Below are 18,698 nucleotides of genomic sequence, written 5' to 3' on the forward strand. Positions count from 1 at the left end.
TACCACTACAAACAAACTAGACTCTAATCTATCAAAAGATATAAGTCTAGATACTATGATATCTTATCTATGCCTAGATGAGCTAAGAACAGACAATAAAACTGATGAAGAGTTCTTTAACAACCTAAACAAAAGAAACAAGAAACTAGCATATGCACCAAAAGAGCTTATGCTGCAAGGGGTTAAAAGAGAACTAGATATAAGCCCATCAAACTCAATAGATATAAAACAAAGAGAAAAAATTTATGATTTATATAGTCAGGGCGTCGAAGAGGGTACTGACCTGCCAATAGACAAATACAACGAAGCTATGGAGATACTAGAAGACTTTAAAAATGGAAATTTAAACACTAATGGATCAGAAGTGGATAATAAATCAAGAAGACTACTAAAAGCATTAGACGTTATAGGCAATAATAATGTAAAGGGTATGTATGTGGGGTGTAAGGTCGATTTAAAAGATAAGGCTAAAGAAAATATCCCTCCTCGCCTAATCGGTCGTTTAGCCACCACCATAGTCATGGAAGATGGCTTGTATATAGGATAAAAGATGAAGAAGATTATATTTACAGCTTTAGCTGTCTTAGTAATAGCCATATCACTAATAGCAATAAATAAAAGAATGAATAAAGGAAATTTAATGGATAACAATAATACATATATGGTTATAGCTCCAAATGGAATGGAAATACCATTTGATAAAAATACAAATTTATCAGTCTCACCTCTTGATTATGGGAGTGAGACTATAGGTGTAAAAGAGCACTCCCAAATGCTTCTTCAAGCTCGCTCCATCCTAGACTCATCTCCATATAAAAACTATAAACCACTATACTATAACCCTAAACCAAACTCTTTAGGTCAAACAGACTATCTATCATTTAAACCATGGCTAGATATTAGCTATAAACCAAGCTCAACTAAACTATCACCTTGGACTAAATCAGAAAAAGCTTACTATGAAAGCTTAAAAGATAAAAGAGATAGATATATCTATCTAGTAAAAAGAAGTAATCTAAAATGCACTATGATAGATATTCCTGAAGATGCAATAGCTAGAGTAGATAGTATAGGCAAACTAACTAAACCAGAATATGCCGAAATTTATGATGAAGTAGATAGAAATAAAAATACATTAAAATCAAGATTATTTAGTGGCGAGTGGAGAATTTGTGCAGGTATGTTAGGAGATAGACGATCATTTTCTTCGGCTACTGTATTAAATAACTCTGGATTTAAGACAAGAGCTAGACAAGCAGTATTTTTAGCGGCCCAACTAGGAGAATTAGATGCTTTAAAAGTGCTAGCTAGATACTTTTCTTCTTCATCTTATATATCAGGCTCAAATAAAGACTTACAAACAAAAATAAAATTTGAAAAATTGTTTAAAAACCCTCCACTAGATGAATATGGCATGATGCCTTATCTAGATGAAATAGTAGGTAATTACTTTGTGATGGATTTTAATAGGGACGGAGTAGCATTTGATCCAGAAGGAACAACACATAAATTTTTAAGAGAACTCGTAGAAGATAAAGGTAAATTACTAGACCCTAGAGACCTTGATGCAAACGAGACTACAAGAGAAGAATTTATGTCTTACTTAAAAGCTGAAATGCCTCATTTTACAACTAGATTTGATAAAAAAGGGTTTCCAAACAAAATGACAGATAGAGACATAGATCTCTATATCGACTCCACCATCCTAGAATCAAAAATAATGTCCCTAACTCCACCTGAGGGCTATCCTAATGCACCATACTATAACACACCTGAAGAGCTAACAAGACTATATGAAGCAGGTAAATTAGACAAAAAGCTAAATCCACTAACACCAGTAATGTATAGAGAAAGTTTTCCTGAAGATCTTAGAGCTAAGATACTAAGCTATGCCAAAGAGCATAATATAAAGGATTAAAGGATAAATTTAATATCTATGGCTCCAAACGGAGCCAAATATAAATAAAAGACATAGGCATCTCCATGATAACCGGCCTAATAGAACTTTATAAAACCTCATATGAAAAACTAGAAGAAAACTATAAAGAGATAATGTATGTAAGCAATATATTTATCGTACTATTAACTTAAAAAAATAAATTAATTTTAAGAGATAATTAGACCTTTTTATAAGAAAAATCGCAAATAGCGTTCTATACAAATTTTGATAAAGAATTTCAATATATTTTAATATCAAAATGAGCTAAATTTTGAAAAAATTAAAGCATATTTTTAAACTTGCTTTTAACTTTTTTGTTATAATATCCCATCAAAAATAAAAAGGATATTTTTTATCCTAATTAAGGTTTTAAATTTGAGAGTATATTTAGACAATAACGCTACAACAATGGTTGATCCTGAATCTTTTGAGCTTATGAAACCATATTTTTGTGAAAAATACGGCAATCCAAATTCACTTCATAAATTTGGCTCTGAAACACATCCAGCTTTAAGAACAGCGCTAGATCAACTCTACACCGGACTAAACGCAAAAGATAGCGATGACATCGTCGTTACCTCATGTGCAACTGAGAGCAACAACTGGGTAGTAAAAGGCATCTACTTTGACAAAATAGCAACTGGCGAGAAAAAGCGTATCGTAACAACCGCAGTTGAGCATCCAGCTATTTTGGCGACTTGTAAATTTTTAGAAAAATATGGCGTAGAGCTTACTATTTTAGATGTAAATAACGACGGCATAGTCACACCAGAACAACTAAGAGCTGTAATGGATGAGAATGTAGCACTTGTTTCTATAATGAGTGCAAATAACGAAACTGGCATGATCTTTCCTGTAAAAGAGCTTGCCAGTATCGCTCATGAATATGGGGCTTTATTTCATACGGATGCCGTTCAAGCAGTTGGAAAGATAAAGATAAATGTTCAAGACCTTGACGTTGATTTTTTAAGCTTTTCTGCGCATAAATTTCACGGACCAAAGGGTGTTGGAGCACTATTTATAAAAAATAGTATGCCACTAAGTAGCTTGCTTCATGGCGGCGAGCATATGGGCGGACGCAGAAGCGGCACGCTTGATGTTCCTGGCATCATCGGCATGGGTAAAGCACTTGAACTGGCAAATAAATTTATGGATTATGAGCACTCTCATGTTCGCCGTTTGCGTGATAAGCTTGAAGATGCAATTTTAAAAATTCCTGACGTTAGCGTTGTAGGAAAAAAAGAACAACGTGTGCCAAATACCATTTTGGCTTCTATAAAAGGCGTTGAAGGTGAAGCTATGCTTTGGGATCTAAACAAAGCTGGCATCGCAGCTTCAACTGGCTCAGCATGTGCAAGTGAAACATTAGAGAGTAACCCAATAATGGAGGCTATAGGGGCAGATAAAGAGCTAGCTCACACCGCACTTAGACTATCTCTTTCTAGATTTAATACAGAAGAAGAGATTGATTATGCGATCGAGCACATAACAAAAGCAGTAAATAGACTAAGAGGTATCTCTAGTACATTTGCCTACGCCCCAGAATGGCATAAGAGTGGATTATAAAATTTAAAGGAAAATAACATGGCAAAGAATAATTTGATCGGAGGCTCTATCTGGGATGAGTATTCTAAGGTAGTGCAAGATAGGATGAATAATCCTAAATTTATGGGAGAGATAACTGAAGAAGATGCTAAAAAGGCAAACGCAAAGCTTATTGTGGCTGACTTCGGTGCAGAAAGCTGCGGTGATGCGGTTAGGCTATACTGGCTTGTTGATGAAAAGACAGACAAAATAATAGATGCTAAATTTAAAAGCTTTGGCTGTGGCACAGCGATAGCTAGCTCTGATACGATGGCTGAGCTTTGTATTGGCAAAACGGTCGATGAAGCTGTCAAGATAACAAATTTAGATGTTGAAAGAGCTATGCGTGACAACCCAGAAACACCGGCTGTCCCGCCTCAAAAGATGCACTGCTCAGTTATGGCGTATGATGTTATAAAAGCAGCAGCCGCAAGCTATAAAGGCATAGACCCAGAGCATTTTGAAGATGAGATCATCGTTTGCGAGTGCGCTAGGGTAAGCCTTGGTACGATTAAAGAAGTGATAAGACTAAATGACCTTCACACAGTAGAGGAGATCACGCAATACACCAAAGCTGGTGCGTTTTGCAAGTCTTGCGTAAAGCCTGGTGGCCATGAAAAAAGAGAATATTATTTGGTGGATATTTTGCGTGATACTAGGGCTGAAATGGAGCGTGAGAAGATCGAAGCTCAGGCAAATGCCCAAGCAAATCATACTTTAGGCGACATTAGCTTTGAAAATATGACGATGGTAGGGCAGTTAAAAGCGGTAGAGTCTGTCATAGATAAAGAAATTCGCCCAATGCTCGAGATGGATGGTGGAAATTTAGAAATTTTAGATATCAGAAATGATAACGGCGAAAATACTGATATTTACATCCGCTATCTTGGTGCTTGCTCAGGCTGTGCAAGTGGCTCAACTGGTACTCTTTATGCGATTGAAAATGTCTTGCAAGAGAGCTTAAGTCCAAAAATTAGGGTTATGCCTATTTGATTTTATTAACTAGCCCTTGTGGGCTAGTTTTTATTCTCTTAAAAATTTTAAAATTTCACTTCTAATTTGGTTCAAATCACCTACAAATTTTTTTTCAAACTGTGAGCGATTAAAGGTTCGCTGACGTTTTGCTAACTGAGCCGTGTGCGTAGCTATGAGCTCTTCAAGCTCGTTTTGAGAAATTTCTTTATCTAAAAATTGCTTGCACTCTTTTAAGCCTATTGATTTTAGTGGTTTTGGCTCACTTTTGTATTTATTAAACAAAAATTTTGCCTCATCTATGAGCCCAGCTTCAAGCATACCTTTTGTTCTCTTTTTGATACGTTCTCTAAGCTCATCTTTATCCCATAAAATTTCAAATATCGCTAGCTCTTTTATGATGCTCTCTTTAGTATTTTCTCTTAGCCAAATGCTTGGGATTTGGTTACTAAATTTATAAATTTGATACCACTTTTCGAGGCGATAAGAGTCGTTTTGGCTAAATTTGCTTGCAAACTCAGGATCGATTTTTACAGCTAGCTCGTAAATTTCTTCATTGCTTAAATTTGGCTCACATTTTGGCACATCTGGCGCAAGTCCGCTAAGCATTGATTTTAGATAAAAGCCGCTGCCTCCTGTGATGATGAGTGGACAGTCTTGTAAGCGCGCAAATTCCTTTGCATTTTTATAAATTTCAAAAAATGCCCCAACGCTAAATTCTTCATCAGGATAAATTTCATCTACACCAAAGTGTTTTATGGCTTCAAGCTGCTCTTTATTTGGCTTTGCACTGGCGATATCTATCTCTTTATAAAGTGCAAGTGAATCAAGACTCAAGATGATGCCATTAAGCTTCTTTGCAAGCTCAAATGCAAGATCGCTTTTGCCACTTGCCGTGGTGCCAATTATTGCAAATTCTTTAAACAAGTCTAGCCCTCGTAAAACGAGCTAAAGAGTAAAATTTCATCATTTTCCTCGTTATTTTTGCTATCTTTTATAAGACTAGCCAAAACACCGGCAAAATACGGAGCAAAACTAAGTTCATTTAGTCCATAAGCTTGGTTATAGATCAAGTTACTATATATGTTATCGCGTCCAAGAGCTGGTTTATCGTTTGAGCTAAGAAGTACGTAGTTTGCCCTAAAGCTAGGCTCTTTTAGCTCGCTTATACCAAGATGTATCTTTAGTTCATTTAAAAATGCATTAATCTTTTCAGTTTTAACAAGCGTATCGATAGCGCCGACTTGTAAATTTGTAATAATCATAACGCCATTTTTAGTTGGATAAATTTTGGCAAATAGATCATTTAAAATGATTGGTTTTTTAGGGATTTGCCCTTCGTTTAGGCTAAGATCAATGGTGTAAAATTTAGCCAAAATCGCATTTAAGCTCGTGCCTAGCTTATTTGAAAGCTCTAAATTTTTTGAAGCGATCACAAAGTTATCAGCCTCATATTCGCCGTTATTACCAATAGCTTTTTGCACTATTTGTCCTTGCGTTTTTAGCTCATAAATTTCATCATTTATAAATTTTACCCCAAGAGAATTTAGCTCGTTTATCAAAGCTTTTTTGAGCTCATTTGTATCAATGCTTGCGTTGTTGGCTAAATTTATAGCGCCTTTTATGTTTTTATTTATTAGCCCAAAATTTGCAAGCTCTTTATCTACGCTTAAAATTTCTTGCTCGCTATGGGCAACCTTTATCTCATCAAGCCTTTTTTTAAAGCTTTCATCATCGCTAAAAAGTAGATAAACACCGCTCTCATCGAAATTTATCTGCGGATATTTGTTGTTTAAATCTCTTAAAATTTCAAAGTTTTTCTTACCAAATTTTGAAAACAAAATTTGCATCTTTTTGTCGTGAGCTTTGGTTGATTTAAGTGTAAAATTTGTCATCCAAGCTCTAAAATTTTCATTTAAGCAAATACTTATATCAAGCTCGCTTTTTTTGCTAACTAGCCCCATAAATGAGCTAGATATCGCTCCATCTTTTGCAAGAGCGTGTGTGCCAAAAGGCGTTAAAATTCCATTTGTAAAATCATCTTTTTGGTTGCTAATAATTAAAATTTCTTCACCCTTTTTAGCTAATTCGTAAGCCGTAAATAACGCACTAAAACTATCTCCAATAATCGCTACTTTGCCCATAATAACCCTTTGTTTTAAATTAATCTTGTAATGATAATATAAATTCAAATTTAAAGCAAAATGGTGTAAAATCAACCATTTTTAAAGAAAATGGAAATTTATCAAATGATAGAAAAATTAAAAATTATCGCTGAACTTATCGTTTTTAAGCATTCTGTTTTTGCTTTGCCTTTTATTTTTGTTGCGATGATAGTTGCTAGCAAGATAGAAAGTGGCTCAGCTTGGTTTGGCTTTAAACTACTTATTCTAGGTACTTTTTGCGCTGTTAGTGCTAGAAATTTTGCTATGGCTTTTAATAGATACAAAGATGAAGATATCGATAAGCTAAATCCGCGAACTGCAAGCCGTCCAAGCGTTGATGGTCGTATCGGTAGGAGCAATATGCAGCTTTTTATAGTGGCAAATGCTTTTATTTTTATCGCATGCGCTTATTTTATAAATTCGCTCGCATTTTGGCTAAGTTTTCCTATTTTAGCTATTCTTGGTGGGTATTCGCTATTTAAACGCTTTAGTGAGCTAGCGCACCTAGTGCTTGGCCTTAGCCTAGGTCTTGCTCCAATCGCTGGCGTGGTCGCAGTGAGCGCTGCTATACCGCTTTGGAGTGTGCTACTTTGCCTTGGTGTGACATTTTGGGTAGCTGGATTTGACTTGCTTTACTCACTTCAGGATATGAAATTTGATAAAGAAAACAAGCTCTTTAGCATACCAGCTATTTACGGCGACAAGGCCACACTTTTTTTATCGGCTATTTTTCACGCTTTAGCTTTTATATTTTGGCTACTTTTTGCTTGGGCGGCTGGGCTTGGAGCGATGGCATTTTTTGGAATTTTAGTAAGTGGTGTGATCTTATTTTTTGAGCATAGAATCGTAAGACGCGACTTTAGCAAGATAGATAGAGCATTTTTTACGTTAAATGGCTATTTGGGAATTTTATTTTTTATCTTTGTTTGGATTAGCGTATTATGAGTGAGATTAAGCTGTTTAAAGCACCTCTTGATATGGAATTTGAGTCTGATAAAGATGGGAGCGAGAAATTTAAAAGAGAGTTTGACTCCATCTTGCCGGGCGAAGAGGATGCGCTTGGGGCTTGGCTAAAACGAGCTAAATCACGTGGCGAAACCAAAGAGAGCGATCAAGTTTTATTAACTTTATTAATCGAACTTCATAGAAAAGTTGATGCGCTGAGTGATTATATTAAAAATGAACATAAGCAATATTTGCCACTAAAAGAGAGAGCGAGTATTGAAGAAATAGGCTTTACACACATCAAAATAAGCGAAGAAAAATTTATAAAAGATGAAATTTACTACGCAAGGATTGCTATGCCTATCTTTCCAAAGAGAAATTTGAGTCTTTATTTAAGAGCTATTAGTAAAAATTTAGCAAAGATAGAAAATATGCACGAAGAGGATGAAGCCGACTGGAACGCTTACGTAACAGCTAGAGAGCGTGTAATGATAAGAGAAATGAGAGCGAATTCGTAAAGGAAAAATATGGAAATTTATATTTTTTTAGGCTTTGGTATCGTTTTGGCGATAATAGTAGCTTTGATGTTTATAAAAGATAGTGAGACAAATAAAAAATTTGCGAGATTTGAGCGAGCGATAGAAAGCGTTATGCAAGAAAATTTCAATCTAAAAAAGCAAATTTCAATGCTTGAGGGCGAGGCGTTTAAAAATAGTGAACAATATGAGCCACTTAAAAAACAGATAAAAGAAAATATTGATTTGCAAATAAATGAGAAAATTGTGCCAATAATTCGTGCGATTAAGAGCATTGAGCGAGTAATTGATGATTTTGCAACAGAGCAAAAAGATAGGATAGTTAGTCTTGAAGAGCGAACAAGAGATATTAATAAAATCGCACCAAGCGTCATCAATGAAGAAGAGCAAATTTTAAAAATGTTTAAAGATGGAAAAAGTGCAGCGATGATCGCAAAGGACCTTCATGTTGGAATGGGGCGAGTCGAGTTTGTGCTTAAATTTCATAAATTAGCCTAAATTTACAGGCTAATTTTAAAAAGACTAATCTACTCTTAAACTACAAAAATTGGCTTAAATTTTTATTTTGATTTAAATCTTTTAACATATAATTGAAAAAATTATAAAAAGCTCTAACCAAGCTTAAGAAGGTGCTTTATGCTAATCGATAAATATGGTCGGGTTGTTGATTATTTAAGGATTTCTGTAACTCAGCGTTGCAACTTTAGGTGTAGGTATTGTATGCCTACAACGCCATTTAGCTGGACGCCAAGAGAGAATTTATTAACCTTTGAAGAGCTATTTTTATTTGTAAAAGTGGCTATCGATGAAGGTATAAAAAAGATAAGAATCACTGGCGGCGAACCGCTTGTACGTAAGGATTTGGACGTTTTTATAAAGATGATAAGTGATTATAATCCAAACATTGATCTAGCGCTTACTACAAATGGTTATATGCTTTCACACTTTGCCAAAAGGCTAAAAGACGCCGGACTAAAACGCATAAATATGTCGCTTGATACACTAAATGAGCAAAAGGCTAAATTTATCGCACAAAAAAGCGTCTTGCACGAAGTTTTAGCTGGCTTTGAAGCAGCTCATGATGCTGGATTAAAGGTAAAAATCAACACTGTTGCACTAAAAGGTGTAAATGATGATGAGCTTGTAAATTTGCTCGAGTTTGCTAAATTTAGAGATTCTCAGATCAGATTTATTGAGTATATGGAAAATTCACACGCAAAAGATGATCTAAAAGGGCTAAGCAGCGACGAAATTTTAAAAATCATCTCACAAAAATATAATGTTACAAAAGATGGAAAACTACCAAATGCGCCTGCGTCTATTTATAGACTTGATGATGGTTATAAATTTGGCATCATAGATCCACACAAGCACGACTTTTGCGAGAGTTGCAACCGTATCAGGCTAAGTGCTGAGGGACTTTTGATACCTTGCCTTTACTTTGAAGAGGCTCTTAGTATCAAAAAAGCAGTTGAAAAAGGTGATATCGTAGCTGCAAGTGAAGTTTTAAGGCAAGTACTAGCAAACAAGCCAAAAGAGAACAAATGGGCGATAGGTGCTAACAATGAAACCTCTTCGCGTGCCTTTTATCAAACTGGTGGTTGATGAGCAAAGAGCTAGAGCTAGTTGAAGCGTTTTTAAGTATTCAAGGCGAGGGAGCTTACCAAGGCAGACTCGCCATATTTTTACGCTTTTTAGGTTGCAACTTAAACTGCTCTGGCTTTGGCGTGCAAACAAAATCTTTAAAAACTGGCGAAAGCTTACTAGGATGTGATAGCATAAGGGCTGTTTTTAAAGGGCATTTTAATTATAAAATTTACAGTGTAGATGAAATTTTAGGCATAGTTGACAACCTATGCAAAGGCTTAATGCAAAAACCGATCATTGTTTTAACCGGTGGCGAGCCGCTCATCTGGCATGAAAATGAAAATTTTATAAATTTGGTAAAGAAATTGCTTGAAGATTATGAAGTGCATTTTGAGACAAATGGCACTATCTTAATTAATTTTGCTAAATATGAAATTTATAAAAAATGCCACTTTGCACTTGGTGTAAAGCTAGTAAATAGCGGAGTTAGCGAGCAAAAACGCATAAATTTAGATGCTATTTTGGCTATTAAAAATAATGCAAGAAGCAGCTTTTTAAAATTTGTCCTCTCGCACTTTGACAAAAGCGAGTTGGACGAGATTATAAATATAAAAAATAGAGTGGATTTGCCAGTTTGGTGTATGGCAATAGGAGCAAATAGAGCTGAGCTAAACGAAAATGCTTTAAAAACAGCAGAATTTGCCATAAAGCATGGATTTAATTATTCAGAGCGTATCCACATCAGGCTTTGGGGCGATAAAGAAGGTGTTTGATGATTATTAGAAAGCTTTTTAGATTTGAAAATGCACATATTGTGAGATTTTGTAGCTCAAAGCGTTGTAGGACTAGCGTCCACGGGCACAGCTATGTGGCTGAAATTTTACTTAGCTCAAATTTTCTTGATAACGCCGGCATGGTTTATGATTTTGGCTTGATGAAGCAAAATATCAAAACGATCATCGATAGTTTTGATCACGCTACAACAATATTTTCAGGCGATAATGACGAGTATAAAAATGATCTAAAAAAGCACTCGGCAAGATGGATCGAGATCCCACTAAATCCAAGTGCAGAGCAGTTTTGCCGCATATTTTTTGTACTCATAGAAAGACTACTTGAGCTTAGTGTGATGAACAACGGTGAGCGTGAAGTGAAGCTTCATAGCATTATCGTGCATGAGACTGATACAGGCTATGCACAGTGCTTTAAAGAGGACGCCATAAATGCGCAAATGGGCGAGATAAAGCTAGATGAGATAAAATTTTCAGATGCTATCATAGAAGAGTGGGAAGATAAAAATTTATTCGAGAAAATGAAAAATAGGTTAAAAATAGAAATTCCAAAGGACGTTTGATGAAAAAAATTATAACTTCTTTTTTATTTATAGCTGGTCTATTTGCGGGTTGTGGAGATAAAGATGAGACTAAAAATGATATTAGCGAGCCAGTGCCTAGTGATGTGACCATAGCTCAACCAGACGCAAATGTCACAATCGATGAACAACTCCCGCCTGAGCCAGTCGTCGAAGAGAACGAGCCTTCTAAAGAGAAGAAATGAACGAACATCTCTCCTCACTTTTTGCATACACTTTGCCTTTTCATGTGATATTTTTTTATGCACTAGTTGCCTGTAATGTGCTTTATTTAATACTTACTCAGTTTGGTAGCAATAGTAAAAACTATGTGCTTCGTATAAGATATTTTTTACCGATTTATCATATGCTACTTAGTTTTCTTGTGCTAACCGGACTTATTTTATGGGCGTATTACGGATATGAGTTTAAATTTAATGCCATAAAAATGTTAATTATCTTAATAATTTTAATCGCACTTAGTGCTATAGGTTTTAAAAGGCTAAAAATTTATGCAGCTAATGGCGACTTAGAAAAATTTAAAAAATTCGCCCTTATTAAGGGATTTTGTGATCTTGTTTTAGTTGTAGTTGCAGGGATTTAGATGAAATTTTTATATGATAAAAATGCAGGTAATGAAAGCTTAAAGATAGTAAATGAAGCTTTTTTGCACCTAAAAGCTAGAAGAATGCAAGCTGGTGAGCGAATAAGTGTTAGAAATTTACGAGACTTTAAAGAGTATATTTATGAAATTGATGAGATTGATAGGCGAAGTGCGAGCTTAAGTCTTGTCTTTGCCAGCTCAAATGGCGAGCAAAAATTCGACTTTACGATCGCTTGGGCTATCGTCGATCCAAAGACGATAGAAAAGACATTGCCATTTTTAAATGAACTTGGCGTTGGTAAAATAGCTTTTGTCTATACTAAATTTTCTCAAGCAAATTTTAAGATAGATATTGAAAGGCTAAACTATATAAATGCTTTATCTTGCGAGCAGTGCGGACGAACTTCACTAATGGAGTTTGAAATTTATAAAAATTTGGACGAGCTAATGAGTGTTTATAAAAATGTCTCAGCTATAAATTTCGGTGGCAAAAACTTAAATGAGAAAAAAGATGATGAGTTTTTAATAATCGGTCCAGAGGGTGGATTTAGTGAGGAAGAGACGGCTAAATTTAAAAATAGTTACGGCCTAAATACAAAAAATATTTTAAGATCACAGACTGCGGTTATCTCAGTGGCTGCAAAATTCCTAGCTTAATTTATTTGATTTTTAGATTTCTTTTTATATAATCAGCAACTTTTAATGTAGATAATTAGCCCAAAAATAATAAAGGAAAAATGATGAAAAAAGATATCCATCCAGAATACGTAGATTGCACTGTAACTTGTGCTTGCGGAAACACTTTTAAAACAAAGTCAAACAAAAGCGAGATCAGAATTGACATTTGCGATAAGTGCCACCCATTTTTCACAGGCAGCGAAAAGATAGTTGATAGTGCTGGCCGTGTTGAGAAATTTAAGAAAAAATACGCTCAAAAATAAGCCTTGCTCTACTTTATTCCTACTCCAATAGGAAACTTAGAAGATATCTCGCTTCGTGCGATTAGAATTTTGCGTGAATGCGAGATAGCTATCTGCGAAGATACAAGAGTCTGCAAAAGTCTTATAAACTTGCTAAATGAACGCTTTAACGCAAGTATAAATATTTCAAAATTTATTCCACTTCACACTCACAACGAAAATGATTTTTTTGTAAATTTAAGTGATGACTTTTTTAGCAAAAATGTAGCCTACATGAGCGATGCTGGTATGCCAGGTATCAGCGATCCAGGCGTTAGCCTAGTAAGATACGCTCAAAAAAATAACATTGAATATGAGATTTTAAGTGGAGCAAATGCCGCACTTTTAAGTGTAGTCGCAAGTGGACTTTGTGATAAGGAATTTGTCTTTTTGGGCTTTTTGCCAAACACTGGTAGAGATAGAGCCCTCGCTATCCAAAATGCTCTAAATTTAGCTTATCCAGCCGTTATTTACGAAAGCCCAAAACGCATACTAGGCTTAGTACAAAGTATCACAAATCTAGAACCTGAGAGAGAAATTTTTGCCATAAAAGAGGCTACAAAAAAATTTGAGACTAAATTTAAGGATAGAGCCAAAAATTTAGTCCAAATTTTAGAAAAAGCAAATTTAAGTGGAGAGTGGGCGATTGTCATCTCAAAAAGTGACAAAACAGCCACTCAAAATATCACAAAAGATGAGATACTTTCGCTTGATCTTGCTCCAAAAGTAAAAGCAAAATTGCTTAACAAAATAACTGGAGAAGATGTAAAAAAGATATATGATGAGCTTATAAAAGCTTAAATTATAGGCTATAAAACTAATAAGTGATACTAAAACGAAAGTGCAAAATTTACTCTAGCTACATACAAAAATAAGTTAAATTTTAATTGACTTTAGCTACCATAAGTTACCATGATAATATACGGAAAACAACTATTTTTACATATTTTGAACAAGCGACCACAGATACTAGAAGAGATATATCTCTCAAAAGAGTGTGACAAAAAACTCTTCTCTAAAATTTGTGGCACAGGCAAAAAAATCATCCGCGTGGATAATCAAAAAGCACAGTCTTTAGCTCGCGGTGGAAACCATCAAGGTTTTTTAGCGAATGTTAGTGAGTTTGAATTTTTAGACATTGCTGAGCTTAAAAAGCTAAATTTTATCGCCATTCTTTACGGCATAAGCGACGTTGGCAATATCGGTGCTATCGCTAGAAGTGCCTATGCTCTAGGCTGCGAAGGCCTTGTGATAGTGGCAAAAAGTGTAAATATGCAAGGCGTTTTAAGATCAAGTAGTGGTGCTGCTTATGAGATACCAATAGCGATTTTTGAAGACGGGCTTAGTTTGCTAAATGAACTAAAGCAATTTGGTTTTAAAATTTATGCAACAGCAAGTAATGGCAAAAATGTAAAAGAGATGAAGTTTGCCGGTAAAAGAGCTTTGGTGATGGGCTCAGAGGGCGAAGGCATACCGCAAAAAGCTCTAGCAAAGTGCGATGAGTGTATTGGTATAAAGTTAAAAGAGGGCTGGGACTCCTTAAATGTAAGTGCAGCTTTTGCAATAATTTGTGACAGGATGATAGATGAATGAATTAGAGAATTTAAAAGAGATAGGCATAAAGGAAATTTCACGCAAAACGCATATTGAGCCCACATTTTTACAGTATATTTTTGATAAAAATTTTGAAAAATTATCACGTTTAAACATTAGAGGCTATGCCAAAATTTTACAACGTGAATATGATGTTGATTTGGGCGAGTTGCTAGCTGAATATGATGCCTTTATGCAAGAAAACACCCCTGATGAGAGTCACAAAACTAAAGTTACTCCAAAAATTTCTTCTTATACTCCAAAAGATATTACCATACAAAAACAAAGCGGTAGTGGCGGCATTGGATTTTTATTTTGGCTTATCATTTTAGCTATTATCGCTGGTGGGGCATATCATTTTGATGCTTACAAATATATTGAGAATTTTTTATCGTTTTTAAATGACGAGAATAAAAGCGTGAGCTATTCGCAGTCAAGCATAGTAAATGAGGTGAAGAAAAATATCATCGATACAAATATCACCATCTCTCAAAATAGCCCTAAAATAGAGGCAAACGTGTCAAGCATAAAAATTTCAGCTCCAGTTGAGCAAAATGTGACAACAAGTCCTGCGAACATGGAGCAAAATGCTGTAAAGCCAAGCATGGCAGCTCAGCCAGCTCCTAAGATAGAGCAAAACGTGACAAAGCCACTAAATGAGGCGGTCATCACACCAAAACAACGCGTTTGGATAGGCATCATCAACCTTGAAAATGGTCAAAAAACATCAAGCGACACAAGTAAAAGCATAAATATAAATTTAGACCAAAGGCAGCTCGTAGTTTGCGGAAATGGCAACATTGAGCTAAAGATCGGCGATAAGGTGACAAAATACAATCCAAGTCGCCCGGCTAGGTTTTTAGTAGAAAATGGAGAGATAAAATTTGTGAGTTATGATGAGTTTGTAGAACTTAACAAGGGTAAATCTTGGTAAGAAAAATAGCAATTTTTACCGCTTTTAGTGTATTTGCATATGCTTTTAGCTTACAAACTAGTGCAAGTGCTTTAAGCAATGTTGAAAATGTGCAAATTTCTTTAGAAAATTTAGATCAAAATGGCTCACTCAATGTCAATGAGCTAGTATCAAGATTAAAACAAAACTCGAGTTACGATAGCATTTCATTTAGTTCAAATAGTTTGAATTTAAAATTTATAAGCGAGCAAAAGGTTCCTTCTACATTATTTGTAAAATCAATAAATTCAACTCTAGACGATGCCAACATAAGTATTTCAAGGATAAATTCTTTAAAAAATGGAGATCAAATTTCTTATGGAATTTCAGCCATAAAAAATGGTGGAATAGATCCAAATTTATTAAGCTTAGCACTTAGTCAAAGCGGTTTTAAAATTTTAGGATTTGATAGAGTTGATGGGAATTTGGAGATATTTTTAGATGCTCAGAATATGATTCTTAAGGCTACAAAGGTAAATTTTGATGAAGAGACACCACTTTTAAAAAGCGGTGGTACTTATTTTATTGATGTTGAGGGTGCAAGTAGTCTGGATATCGTATCAAAAGAGTCAAATAGATGGATGCCACTTGTTAGAATTTATGATAAAAATTTAAATCAGATCGACTCCATAAAAGAGGAGCAAGCAAAAACCGCCGTTTCTATAAATTTAGCAATAGGCGCAAAATATGCATTAATTAGTGACAATGTTGATATAAATAATATAAAAAATGAGATAATTATCAAGCTTATAAAATAGGAGTAAGCAGTGTTTGATGAGATAAGATTTAATACAATTGAGCGTTTGCCAAACTACGTTTTTGCCGAAGTAAATGCAATAAAAATGGCTGCACGAAGAGCTGGCGAGGACATCATCGACTTTTCTATGGGTAATCCTGAGGGCAGAACGCCACAGCACATTGTCGATAAACTATGTGAAAGCGCGCAAAAGGACAAGACTCACGGCTACTCAGCCAGTGCTGGAATTTACAAGCTCCGCCTTGCCATTTGCAACTGGTATAAGAGAAAATACGGCGTAAATTTAGACCCAGATACCGAAGCAGTCGCCACGATGGGTAGTAAAGAGGGTTTTGTTCACCTAGCTCAAGCCGTGATAAACCCAGGCGATGTGGCTATCGTGCCTGATCCTGCTTATCCGATACACACGCAAGCGTTTTTATTTGCTGGCGGAAGTGTCGCAAAGATGCCACTTCACTATAATGATAAATTTGAGTTAGATGAGAATAAATTTTTTGAAAATTTGATCCAAACCATACACGCAAGCTCGCCAAAACCAAAATACGTAGTCGTAAATTTCCCTCACAATCCAACGACCGTGACAGTGCAAAAGAGCTTTTACGAGCGCCTTGTAAGCATCGCAAAACAAGAGAGATTTTACGTCATATCTGACATCGCCTACGCTGATCTTACATTTGATGGCTACAAAACGCCAAGTATCTTTGAGGTCGATGGTGCAAAAGATGTCGCAGTCGAGTGCTATACACTTTCAAAAAGCTACAATATGGCTGGCTGGAGAGTTGGCTTTATGTGCGGAAATAAAAGGCTTTGTGCTGCACTTAAAAAGATAAAATCATGGGTTGATTACGGTATGTTTACGCCGATACAAGTGGCTGCCACAGTCGCACTTGACGGCGATCAGAGCTGTGTTGAAGAGATACGCCAAATTTATGAAAAAAGAAGAGATGTGATGATAGAGGCCTTTGCTCAGGCTGGTTGGGAGCTTAAAAAACCAAGCTCTAGTATGTTTATTTGGGCGAAACTACCACCAAAAGTTAGCCATTTAGGTAGTCTTGAGTTTTCAAAGCAGCTTCTTACAAAGGCATCAGTCGCAGTTAGTCCGGGTATTGGTTTTGGCGAGGGCGGAAACGACTATGTGCGTCTAGCTCTTATCGAAAACGAAAATAGAATAAGACAAGCAGCTAGAAATATAAAAAAATATTTGAAAGAATTTGAATGAATGTAGCGATACTAGGCGTTGGAACCGTTGGCGAGTCAGTTGCTAAAATTTTACTAAAAAACAAAAAGCTAATCGCAGCAAGAAGTGGTGAGGAGATCGTACCAGTCGTTGGAGTGGTCAGAAATTTAAATAAAAAAAGAAATGCTGGCATCCCTTTGACTGACGATATAAATAGCGTTATAAACCGCGATGATGTCGATGTTTTTGTCGAACTTATGGGTGGTGTGGAAGAGCCTTTTAGGGTTGTGAGTGAAATTTTAAAACGAAAAAAACCTGTTGTGACTGCAAACAAAGCACTTTTAGCCTATCATAGATACGCCTTGCAAAATTTAGCCAAAAATACACCATTTGGCTTTGAAGCAAGTGTAGCTGGTGGGGTGCCGATCATTAGAGCCTTAAGGGAAGGCTTGAGCGCAAACCATATCGTTAGCATAAATGGCATACTAAACGGAACTAGTAACTTTATCCTAACCTCGATGATGGATGAGGGCTCAAATTTTAAAGACGCACTTAAAAAGGCGCAAGAGCTTGGATACGCTGAGGCTGATCCTACTTTTGATGTGGGTGGCTTTGATACGGCTCATAAGCTTCTCATCCTCGCTAGTATCGCATACGGTGTGCATGGCGATCCAGAGGATATCTTGATAGAAGGTATTCAAAATATCACACCTGAGGATATATTTTTCGCAAAAGATTTCGAATACTCAATAAAACTTCTAGCTATCGCCAAAAAAAGTGAGGGTAAAATCGAACTACGTGTACATCCAGCACTTGTGCCGCAAAATAAAATGATAGCAAAGGCAAGCGGTGTGACAAATGCGATCAGCGTCGTTGGCGAGGTCGTTGGCGAGACGATGTACTATGGTCCTGGAGCTGGCGGTGACGCAACAGCAAGTGCGGTCATTAGTGATCTTATCGACATCGCAAGAGATAGTAAGTCGCCGATGCTTGGATATAAAGCGCCGTTTGAATTAAATACGCTTGAGCTACTTGACCGCGATAGGATAAAGACAAAGTATTACTTTAGATTAAAAGTCGAAGATAAAATGGGTGTGCTAGCAAAGATCACAAATTTAATGAGCGAAAATAACTTGTCGATCGATAGCATACTTCAAAAACCAAAAGATGAGAGCGAATTTGCGGTATTGTTTTTTACGACACATACGAGTCTTGAGGCTGATGTAAGAAGAACAATTGAAATTTTAAAAGAACAAGAGTATATAAAAGAAGAGCCATTTATGATGAGAATCGAGGAGTAGCTTGGGGCTAAAAGAGTATCTCTTTGGCAAAAGCTCCGAAGATAGGGCGTGTGAATTTTTACAAAAGCTTGGTTTTGTCATTTTAGAGAGAAATTTTCACTCTAAATTTGGTGAGATCGACATTATCGCACTAAGTAGTGATAAAATTTTACACTTCATAGAGGTAAAAGCAACTAGCGGAGAATATGAAGCAGAATATAGACTAAATAAGGCAAAATATATAAAAATTTTAAAAACTATAAATTTTTATATGATGAAAAATGAGCCAAATAGAGA

General features: G+C 35.8%; 22 protein-coding genes and 1 pseudogene. 21 read left to right on the plus strand and 2 right to left on the minus strand.

Translation table 11 applies throughout. The features are described from left to right. The 4 genes and pseudogenes from F3H01_RS08055 to F3H01_RS08070 all read left to right on the plus strand — a co-directional run. Nucleotides 1-547, plus strand: a pseudogene (locus F3H01_RS08055) (hypothetical protein); the annotation flags it as partial. Nucleotides 548-550: 3 nt separating this feature from the next. Continuing rightward, nucleotides 551-1,918, plus strand: a complete 1,368-nt coding sequence (locus F3H01_RS08060) for a thioredoxin reductase (protein WP_149725423.1) — start codon at nucleotides 551-553, stop codon at nucleotides 1,916-1,918. Between the two features lie 396 nt (nucleotides 1,919-2,314). Beyond that, nucleotides 2,315-3,505 (plus strand): NifS family cysteine desulfurase, encoded by a 1,191-nt coding sequence (locus F3H01_RS08065; RefSeq protein WP_149725424.1) that lies wholly within the window; start codon nucleotides 2,315-2,317, stop codon nucleotides 3,503-3,505. Between the two features lie 18 nt (nucleotides 3,506-3,523). Beyond that, nucleotides 3,524-4,516 carry an iron-sulfur cluster assembly scaffold protein gene (locus tag F3H01_RS08070; protein WP_084109229.1) on the plus strand — a complete coding sequence of 331 codons (993 nt, stop codon included), beginning with the start codon at nucleotides 3,524-3,526 and terminating at the stop codon, nucleotides 4,514-4,516. Nucleotides 4,517-4,546: 30 nt separating this feature from the next. Here F3H01_RS08070 and miaA read toward each other — a convergent pair whose 3' ends face one another. Both miaA and F3H01_RS08080 read right to left on the minus strand, forming a co-directional pair. Further along, nucleotides 4,547-5,422, minus strand: a complete 876-nt coding sequence (gene miaA, locus F3H01_RS08075) for a tRNA (adenosine(37)-N6)-dimethylallyltransferase MiaA (protein ID WP_149725425.1) — start codon at nucleotides 5,420-5,422, stop codon at nucleotides 4,547-4,549. 2 nt (nucleotides 5,423-5,424) lie between these two features. Then, on the minus strand, nucleotides 5,425-6,639 hold the full coding sequence (locus tag F3H01_RS08080) for an FAD-dependent oxidoreductase (RefSeq protein WP_149725426.1): 1,215 nt from the start codon (nucleotides 6,637-6,639) through the stop codon (nucleotides 5,425-5,427). Nucleotides 6,640-6,744: 105 nt separating this feature from the next. Between F3H01_RS08080 and mqnP the strand changes: the two genes are divergently transcribed. The 17 genes from mqnP to F3H01_RS08165 all read left to right on the plus strand — a co-directional run. After that, nucleotides 6,745-7,605 (plus strand): menaquinone biosynthesis prenyltransferase MqnP, encoded by an 861-nt coding sequence (mqnP, locus tag F3H01_RS08085; protein ID WP_107698271.1) that lies wholly within the window; start codon nucleotides 6,745-6,747, stop codon nucleotides 7,603-7,605. Next, nucleotides 7,602-8,123, plus strand: coding sequence for a hypothetical protein (locus F3H01_RS08090; protein ID WP_103649570.1), 522 nt, complete (start codon nucleotides 7,602-7,604; stop codon nucleotides 8,121-8,123). The genes mqnP and F3H01_RS08090 overlap by 4 nt, the downstream gene beginning before the upstream one ends. Before the next feature lie 9 nt (nucleotides 8,124-8,132). Then, nucleotides 8,133-8,639, plus strand: a complete 507-nt coding sequence (locus F3H01_RS08095) for a DUF6115 domain-containing protein (RefSeq protein WP_149725427.1) — start codon at nucleotides 8,133-8,135, stop codon at nucleotides 8,637-8,639. A gap of 138 nt (nucleotides 8,640-8,777) precedes the next feature. Further along, nucleotides 8,778-9,746: a GTP 3',8-cyclase MoaA gene (gene moaA / locus F3H01_RS08100; protein ID WP_149725428.1), complete on the plus strand. Its 969-nt coding sequence runs from the start codon at nucleotides 8,778-8,780 to the stop codon at nucleotides 9,744-9,746. Beyond that, a complete protein-coding gene (locus F3H01_RS08105; protein WP_103628325.1) occupies nucleotides 9,746-10,501 on the plus strand; it encodes a 7-carboxy-7-deazaguanine synthase QueE in 756 nt (251 codons plus the stop codon). Before moaA ends, F3H01_RS08105 begins: the two co-directional genes overlap by 1 nt. Next, entirely contained in the window at nucleotides 10,501-11,082 is a 582-nt protein-coding gene (locus tag F3H01_RS08110; protein ID WP_149725429.1) for a 6-pyruvoyl trahydropterin synthase family protein, read from the plus strand. Before F3H01_RS08105 ends, F3H01_RS08110 begins: the two co-directional genes overlap by 1 nt. Next, a complete protein-coding gene (locus F3H01_RS08115; protein ID WP_103618729.1) occupies nucleotides 11,082-11,285 on the plus strand; it encodes a hypothetical protein in 204 nt (67 codons plus the stop codon). The genes F3H01_RS08110 and F3H01_RS08115 overlap by 1 nt, the downstream gene beginning before the upstream one ends. Further along, entirely contained in the window at nucleotides 11,282-11,683 is a 402-nt protein-coding gene (locus F3H01_RS08120) for a hypothetical protein (RefSeq protein ID WP_149725430.1), read from the plus strand. The genes F3H01_RS08115 and F3H01_RS08120 overlap by 4 nt, the downstream gene beginning before the upstream one ends. After that, nucleotides 11,684-12,340 carry a 16S rRNA (uracil(1498)-N(3))-methyltransferase gene (locus F3H01_RS08125; protein ID WP_149725431.1) on the plus strand — a complete coding sequence of 219 codons (657 nt, stop codon included), beginning with the start codon at nucleotides 11,684-11,686 and terminating at the stop codon, nucleotides 12,338-12,340. It abuts the gene before it with no gap. Nucleotides 12,341-12,423: 83 nt separating this feature from the next. After that, on the plus strand, nucleotides 12,424-12,624 hold the full coding sequence (rpmE, locus tag F3H01_RS08130) for a 50S ribosomal protein L31 (protein WP_002942443.1): 201 nt from the start codon (nucleotides 12,424-12,426) through the stop codon (nucleotides 12,622-12,624). A 3-nt stretch (nucleotides 12,625-12,627) separates the two neighbouring features. Further along, nucleotides 12,628-13,443, plus strand: a complete 816-nt coding sequence (rsmI, locus tag F3H01_RS08135) for a 16S rRNA (cytidine(1402)-2'-O)-methyltransferase (protein ID WP_149725432.1) — start codon at nucleotides 12,628-12,630, stop codon at nucleotides 13,441-13,443. Between the two features lie 111 nt (nucleotides 13,444-13,554). Further along, the gene (gene rlmB, locus F3H01_RS08140; protein WP_149725433.1) at nucleotides 13,555-14,235 is read left to right on the plus strand and encodes a 23S rRNA (guanosine(2251)-2'-O)-methyltransferase RlmB; all 681 of its coding nucleotides are present in this window, start codon (nucleotides 13,555-13,557) and stop codon (nucleotides 14,233-14,235) included. Next, entirely contained in the window at nucleotides 14,228-15,169 is a 942-nt protein-coding gene (locus F3H01_RS08145) for a phosphatidylglycerophosphate synthase (protein WP_149725434.1), read from the plus strand. The genes rlmB and F3H01_RS08145 overlap by 8 nt, the downstream gene beginning before the upstream one ends. Next, a complete protein-coding gene (locus F3H01_RS08150; RefSeq protein ID WP_149725435.1) occupies nucleotides 15,163-15,945 on the plus strand; it encodes a hypothetical protein in 783 nt (260 codons plus the stop codon). Before F3H01_RS08145 ends, F3H01_RS08150 begins: the two co-directional genes overlap by 7 nt. Nucleotides 15,946-15,954: 9 nt before the next feature. Next, nucleotides 15,955-17,163 (plus strand): LL-diaminopimelate aminotransferase, encoded by a 1,209-nt coding sequence (locus tag F3H01_RS08155; protein WP_084109200.1) that lies wholly within the window; start codon nucleotides 15,955-15,957, stop codon nucleotides 17,161-17,163. Next, nucleotides 17,160-18,422 carry a homoserine dehydrogenase gene (locus F3H01_RS08160; protein WP_149725436.1) on the plus strand — a complete coding sequence of 421 codons (1,263 nt, stop codon included), beginning with the start codon at nucleotides 17,160-17,162 and terminating at the stop codon, nucleotides 18,420-18,422. The genes F3H01_RS08155 and F3H01_RS08160 overlap by 4 nt, the downstream gene beginning before the upstream one ends. Nucleotide 18,423: 1 nt before the next feature. Further along, nucleotides 18,424-18,698: YraN family protein (locus tag F3H01_RS08165; protein WP_149725437.1), on the plus strand; the 275-nt coding region annotated here is incomplete at its 3' end.

Source organism: Campylobacter concisus (assembly GCF_902460875.1).
GTDB lineage: Bacteria > Campylobacterota > Campylobacteria > Campylobacterales > Campylobacteraceae > Campylobacter_A > Campylobacter_A concisus_AA.